At 68.9% G+C, this 6,423-nt stretch carries 5 protein-coding genes; 4 read left to right on the forward strand and 1 reads right to left on the reverse strand.

The genetic code is table 11. The features are described 5' to 3' along the window. A partial coding sequence (ileS, locus tag ACOADB_RS24390) for an isoleucine--tRNA ligase (RefSeq protein ID WP_378604917.1) occupies nt 1-2,796 on the reverse strand: 2,796 nt, incomplete at its 3' end. A 273-nt stretch (nt 2,797-3,069) separates the two neighbouring features. Between ileS and ACOADB_RS24395 the strand changes: the two genes are divergently transcribed. The 4 genes from ACOADB_RS24395 to ACOADB_RS24410 are packed head-to-tail and all read left to right on the forward strand — an operon-like array spanning nt 3,070 to nt 6,326. Continuing rightward, entirely contained in the window at nt 3,070-3,576 is a 507-nt protein-coding gene (locus ACOADB_RS24395) for a DUF664 domain-containing protein (protein WP_378604920.1), read from the forward strand. A gap of 4 nt (nt 3,577-3,580) precedes the next feature. Beyond that, nucleotides 3,581-4,375: an acyl-CoA thioesterase gene (locus tag ACOADB_RS24400; RefSeq protein ID WP_378604923.1), complete on the forward strand. Its 795-nt coding sequence runs from the start codon at nt 3,581-3,583 to the stop codon at nt 4,373-4,375. 11 nt (nt 4,376-4,386) lie between these two features. Continuing rightward, on the forward strand, nt 4,387-5,325 hold the full coding sequence (dapD, locus tag ACOADB_RS24405) for a 2,3,4,5-tetrahydropyridine-2,6-dicarboxylate N-succinyltransferase (protein ID WP_378604926.1): 939 nt from the start codon (nt 4,387-4,389) through the stop codon (nt 5,323-5,325). Between the two features lie 41 nt (nt 5,326-5,366). Further along, the gene (locus ACOADB_RS24410; RefSeq protein WP_378604929.1) at nt 5,367-6,326 is read left to right on the forward strand and encodes a hypothetical protein; all 960 of its coding nucleotides are present in this window, start codon (nt 5,367-5,369) and stop codon (nt 6,324-6,326) included. The last annotated feature ends 97 nt before the right edge of the window (nt 6,327-6,423 follow it).

Genomic DNA, 6,423 nt, shown 5'->3' on the forward strand with positions numbered 1-6,423 from the left:
GCCCGTCTTCGAGCCCTTGATGGCGAGCTGGACGTCCTTGCCGAGGCGCGGACCGGCCGCACGAGCGTTGACGGTGAGCTTCTGCTCCACGCCGTAGCCCTCGGCCTCGTCGGAGTCGGCGGCCACCAGGCGCACCGACTTCACGTTGAGCTCGTCGGCGATGATCTCGCTGAACGGCTCGAGTGCGGTCGGGTCGGCCACCACGACGGTGAGCTGGGCCAGCGGCAGCCGGTTGCGCAGCCGGGCGGCCTTGCGCAGTGCGGACGTCGCCGAGCAGACCTCGCGGACCTGGTCCATCGCAGCGACGAGCGCGTCATCGGCCGGCAGCGCCGACACGTCGGGCCAGTCGGCCAGGTGCACCGAGCGCTCGCCGGTCAGGCCGCGCCAGATCTCCTCGGTGGTCAACGGCAGCAGCGGGGCGATGGCCCGGCACACGACGTCGAGCACCGCGGCCAGCGTCTCGAACGCTTCCGGCTTGCCCTCCCAGAACCGCTCGCGGGAGCGGCGGACGTACCAGTTGGTCAGCACGTCGAAGAACGCACGCGTGGTCTCGCAGGCATCCGCGATCGCGTACTCGTCGAGCTCGGCGGTCAGCTTGTCGACGTACTGCCTGGTCTTGGCGAGCAGGTAGCGGTCGAGCGGGTCGCTCGAGTCCGTCGAGCCCTGGGCGTCGTAGTGCTCGGCGTTGGCGTAGAGCGCGAAGAAGTACCACGTGTTCCACAGCGGGATCATCACCTGGCGCACGGCCTCGCGGATGCCCTGCTCGGTCACCACGAGGTTGCCACCGCGCAGGATCGGGCTGGCCATGAGGAACCAGCGCATCGCGTCGGCGCCGTCGCGGTCGAAGACCTCGGACACGTCGGGGTAGTTGCGCAGCGACTTCGACATCTTGTTGCCGTCGGAGCCCAGCACGATGCCGTGGCTGATGCACGACGAGAACGCCGGCTTGTCGAAGAGCGCCGTCGCCAGGATGTGCAGCGTGTAGAACCAGCCGCGGGTCTGGCCGATGTACTCGACGATGAAGTCCGCCGGGAAGTGCTGCTCGAACCAGTCGGTGTTCTCGAACGGGTAGTGCACCTGGGCGAAGCTCATCGAGCCCGAGTCGAACCACACGTCGAGCACGTCGGAGACGCGACGCATCGTCGACCTGCCGGTCGGGTCGTCGGGGTTGGGTCGGGTCAGGTCGTCGATCCACGGGCGGTGGAGGTCGCGCAGGCCCTGGGCGTTGACCGGCAGGCGGCCGAAGTCGCGCTCGATCTCGTCGAAGGAGCCGTAGACGTCGATCCGCGGGTACGTGGGGTCGTCGCTCTTCCACACCGGGACCGGGCTGCCCCAGAAGCGGTTGCGGGTGATCGACCAGTCGCGGGCGTTCTCGAGCCAGCGACCGAACTGGCCGTCCTTGATGTGCTCGGGGGTCCAGCGGATGTCCTGGTTGAGCTCCCCCATCCGGTCCTTGATCTTGGTGACCTCGACGAACCACGACGAGACGGCCATGTAGATCAGGGGTTCGCGGCAGCGCCAGCAGTGCGGGTAGGAGTGGTTGTAGGACTCGCGGCGCAGCAGCACCGTGCCCGGGCTGACCGAGGCGGTCGCGGCCTTGAGGTCACCGATGATGTGCGGGTTCGCGTCGAAGACCTGCATGCCTTCGTAGTCGGTCACCGGGAACGTGAAGCGCCCGTCCTTGCCGACGGGTACGACGGTCTCGACACCTGCCGCGTCGAGGATCGCCTTGTCGTCCTCACCGAAGCCGGGCGCGAGGTGCACCAGCCCGGTGCCGTCCTCGACGGTCACGAAGTCGGCAACCAGCACGCGGTGTGCGTTGTCGGCGCCGGCGTAGTAGGTGAACGGCGGCGTGTAGCTGCGACCCGCGAGGTCGGCGCCGGTCAGCGTCTCGACGACGTTCGGCTCCTCCCCCAGCTCCTTCGCGTACGACGCCAGCCGGGCCTTGGCCAGGAGGTACCGCTCCGCGGAGCCGGTGGGCAGGTCGGACTCGACGACGACGTACTCGATCGACGGGCCGACGGCGATACCCATGTTGGACGGCAGGGTCCACGGCGTCGTGGTCCAGACCAGCGCGAGCTCGCCGGAGTCGAGGCGGAACCCGACGGTGAGGGCGGGGTCCTGGCGGTCCTGGTAGACGTCGTCGTCCATCCGCAGCTCGTGGTTGGAGAGCGGGGTCTCGTCGTTCCAGCAGTACGGCAGGATCCGGAAGCCCTCGTAGACGAGGCCCTTGTCGAACAGGCCCTTGAAGGCCCACAGGACCGACTCCATGAACTCGGGGTTCATCGTCTTGTAGTCGTTGTCGAAGTCGACCCAGCGCGCCTGGCGGGTGACGTACTCGCGCCACTCGCCGGAGTACTTGAGCACCGAGGCGCGACAGGCGTCGTTGAACTTGTCGATGCCCATCTCGACGATCTCGTCGGTGGTCTTGATGCCGTTGAGGCGCATCGCCTCGAGCTCGGCGGGCAGGCCGTGGGTGTCCCAGCCGAAGCGGCGCTCGACCCGCTTGCCGCGCATCGTCTGGTAGCGCGGAACGATGTCCTTGACGTAGCCGGTGAGCAGGTGGCCGTAGTGCGGGAGACCGTTGGCGAACGGCGGGCCGTCGTAGAAGACGAACTCGTTCTCGCCGGAGGCGCCCGGGTCGCGCTGCTCGACCGACGCCCGGAACGTGTCGTCCTCGGCCCAGTAGGCCAGGACCCCCTCCTCGATGGCGGGGAACTTCGGGGAGCCGGGAACGGCACCCTGCCCGTTGTTCGGGTCGGCGGTCGGGTCGGTGGTGACCTTCGGATAGGTCATCTGGCTTCGGTCTCCTGCGTCGTCTGCGGATTTCGTTGGTAGAGCTTGTCGAAACCCAGGGACGATCCGTCAGGACCGCGGTACCACCCTGCTTGCCCCTTGCGGGACCTCTCATTCAATGCTGTGACGGGCCTACCCGCCGGGTTCTACTTGCCTTGCGGCTTTCTTCCCGGAGCTCGCCGCTGATGACGGCTCAAACGCTGGTGCCCCCAGCGTACGGCGGCCGGGGGTCCTTGGGAAAATGGGATTGCGCGGACCTCCTACGGTGGGCGCATGTCTGATGCTGCCGCCGGCGAACTGGCCAACTACCGCGACTACCTCGGCGAGTACCGCAAGATGTTCAGCCGAAAGCTCGAGGACCTCGCCCCCGGTGAGCTCGCTCGCCGCTCCGTGCCCCCGAGCAACCTCAGCCTGCTCGGCCTGCTCCGCCACCTGGCGCGGGTGGAGCACTTCTGGTTCCAGATGGCGTTGCAGGGTGCACCCGGCCCCCGCCTGCACGACGACGACGGTGACGCCGGCTTCGCTGCCATCACCGAGCGGGACGCCACCCAGGCCGACGTCGACAAGGCGTTCGTTGCCTGGCGCGAGCAGGTCGCGCTCGCCGACGAATGGGCGGACCGGCAGACCGACGCCGACCTTGCCACGGTCGTGACGTTCCGCGACGGGACCGAGACGGCGAGTGCGCGCGACATCCTCGTGCACATGATCGAGGAGTACGCCCGCCACACCGGCCATGCCGACCTCCTCCGCGAGTGCATCGACGGCCGCACGGGAGAATGACCGGGTGAGTCATCTCCTCGACGACGCGGTCGCGTCCGAGCGCACTGCCGACGGCGTCCACCGGGTCCAGCTGACGGCGGACTGGAACACGGCCAACCAGACGCCCAACGGCGGCTACATCCTCGCGCTGCTGCTCCACGCCGCGCTGCAGGAATCGGCCCACCCCGACGCACTCAGCATCGCCATCACCTTCTTCCGCCCGGGGCTCCCGGGCCCCGGTGACATCACGGTTCGCGAGGTGCGCGCCGGACGTCGCGTGTCGACGTACGACGCCGTACTGGTCCAGCAGGGCAAGGAGATCGCCCACGCCGTGGTGAGCACCCACGACTGGGACGTTGCTGGAACCTTCGAGCACGCGCCGCATGCGGCGCCCGTCGTACCCGCTCCCGAGGACTGCGCGGACGTGACCGCCCTGATGGCGCCGGGCATGGTTCCCATCCTCGACCGCTACATCTACCGGTCCCCCAACCCGCCCGGTTGGCTCACCGGCAAGCCGTCGGGCGTGACCGAGTCGCTCTGCTGGATCCGCACCACCGACGAACGACCTGTCGACGCCCTCCTCGCCGGCGCCATGACTGATGCGTTCCCGCCCGTCACCGCCGAGATCGGCCACCTGGCGTCCGCGACCATCCAGCTCACCGTCCACTTCCGTCGTCGTCCCGAGACGGTGTGGGCCCTGGGCCACGTCGTCACCCGCCACGTCCTCGCCGGCTACCACGACGAGGACGTCGAGCTCTGGGACGACCAGGGTCGGCTGATCGCGCAGAGCCGACAGCTGGCGATCCTCGCCAACGGATAGGATTCCTCCACGTGACTGCCGCATGGGGCTTCGGCCTGACGACGTACGCCGCCGACCAGACCGTTCTCGACGTCTGGTTCCCGAGTCCCGCACTGGGCGAGAAGCCGGCTGACGCCGTGTCGCCGGCCGACCTGGCCGCCCTCGAGGGCTCCGACGAGGCACGCGGGGTGACCCGCAGGGTCGAGCTCGTCGAGATCGCCGACCTGGCGACGGCTCCCGCGAGCACCGCCGACGTGTGGCTGCGGCTGCACCTGCTCTCGCACCGCCTCGTCGCGCCCCACGGGCAGAACCTCGACGGCGTCTTCGGCCTGCTGACCAACGTCGTGTGGACCTCCGCCGGCCCCTGCTCGATCGAGGGCTTCGAGCTCACCCGCGCCCGCCTGCAGGCCGCCGGCAAGCACGTCACCGTCTTCGGCATCGACAAGTTCCCGCGCCTGGTCGACTACGTCATCCCCGGTGGCGTGCGGATCGCCGACGCCGACCGGGTCCGGCTCGGTGCTCACCTGGCCGAGGGCACCACGGTCATGCACGAGGGCTTCGTGAACTTCAACGCCGGCACGCTCGGCACGTCGATGGTCGAGGGCCGGATCTCCGCCGGCGTCGTCGTCGGTGACGGCTCCGACGTGGGCGGCGGCGCCTCGATCATGGGCACCCTGTCGGGCGGCGGCAAGGAGGTCGTCTCGATCGGTCAGCGCTGCCTGCTGGGCGCCAACGCCGGCATCGGCATCTCGCTCGGCGACGACTGTGTCGTCGAGGCGGGCTGCTACGTCACCGCCGGCACCAAGGTCACCGTGCTCGAGCCCGGCAAGGAGGCGCGGGTCATCAAGGCACGGGAGCTCTCCGGTGCCAGCAACGTGCTGTTCCGCCGCAACTCGGTCACCGGAGCCATCGAAGCCGTGCCGTGGCAGGGCGAGGGCATCGCCCTCAACGCCGCCCTGCACGCCAACTGACAACGCCTGTCCGTCACCAGCACTCACGCAGACTGGGAGCCGTGAAGCGCAGAGCAACGTCGGTCGTGGTCGGCATCGCCGTGCTGGCGAGCGTCGCCGGCGTGAGCATTGCCATCCTCAAGGTGACCGACGACCTGGTCGGCGGACCGGACGGTGACTGCAAGGTCACGGTCGACCAGCACAGCGTCAAGATCGACGCCGAGCAGGCCGAGTACGCGTCCCTGATCGCCTCGATCGCCGTACGACGGGGCCTGCCTGCGCGAGCAGCGTCCATCGCGCTGGCCACCGCCTACCAGGAGTCGAAGCTCGACAACATCGACTACGGCGACCGCGACTCGATCGGCCTGTTCCAGCAGCGCCCGTCGCAGGGCTGGGGCACCCGCGAACAGATCCTCGACCCGATCTACTCCACCAACGCGTTCTACGACGCACTGGTCAAGATCGACGGCTACGAGGACATGGAGATCACGGTCGCCGCGCAGAAGGTCCAACGGTCCGCCTTCCCCGACGCGTACGCCGACCACGAGGCCGACGGCCGGGCCCTGGCCTCCGCCCTCGCCGGCTACTCCCCCGCCACCTTCACCTGCGACCTCGACGGCGGCGCTCCTTCCGTCAGCGACGAGCTGATGCCGAACGGCCTGACCGAGCGTGCCGACACCACCCGCAAGGAACTGCTGAAGCGGTTCGGCAACCTCAAGCTCGGCGGCTACGCGCCCAACGGCGTCGACAGCGGCCACATCGACGGATCCGCGCACTACGAAGGTCGCGCGATCGACGTGTTCGTGCGACCGATCAACAACGCGAACAACATCCGCGGCTGGGCGATGGCCCACTACCTGGTGGCCAACGCCGCACGCCTCGACGTGCGCACGGTCATCTTCGACGACCGGATCTGGACCGCCGGCCGGGACGGTTGGCGCGACTACGACCCGCCCGACTCGCCCGGTGACATCAAGATCCTGGAGCACCGCGACCACGTCCACGTCGACGTCTTCGACTGAGTTTCGCCGAGCGCGTCTCTGTTGAGGATCAGGTGGTGACCCGCCAGTCGAGTGGTGCGACCGGGTCGGGGCGGTAGCTGCAGCAGGTGCCGGTGCG

Origin of the sequence: Nocardioides sp. CPCC 206348, assembly GCF_048654705.1 — a bacterium.
In the GTDB taxonomy this organism is placed as follows: Bacteria; Actinomycetota; Actinomycetes; order Propionibacteriales; family Nocardioidaceae; genus Nocardioides.

Bases quoted from the DNA above. Each gene is read 5' to 3' on its own strand.
- ACOADB_RS24395 (WP_378604920.1), top strand. From the start codon at position 3,070: ATGTCTGATGCTGCCGCCGGCGAACTGGCCAACTACCGCGACTACCTC.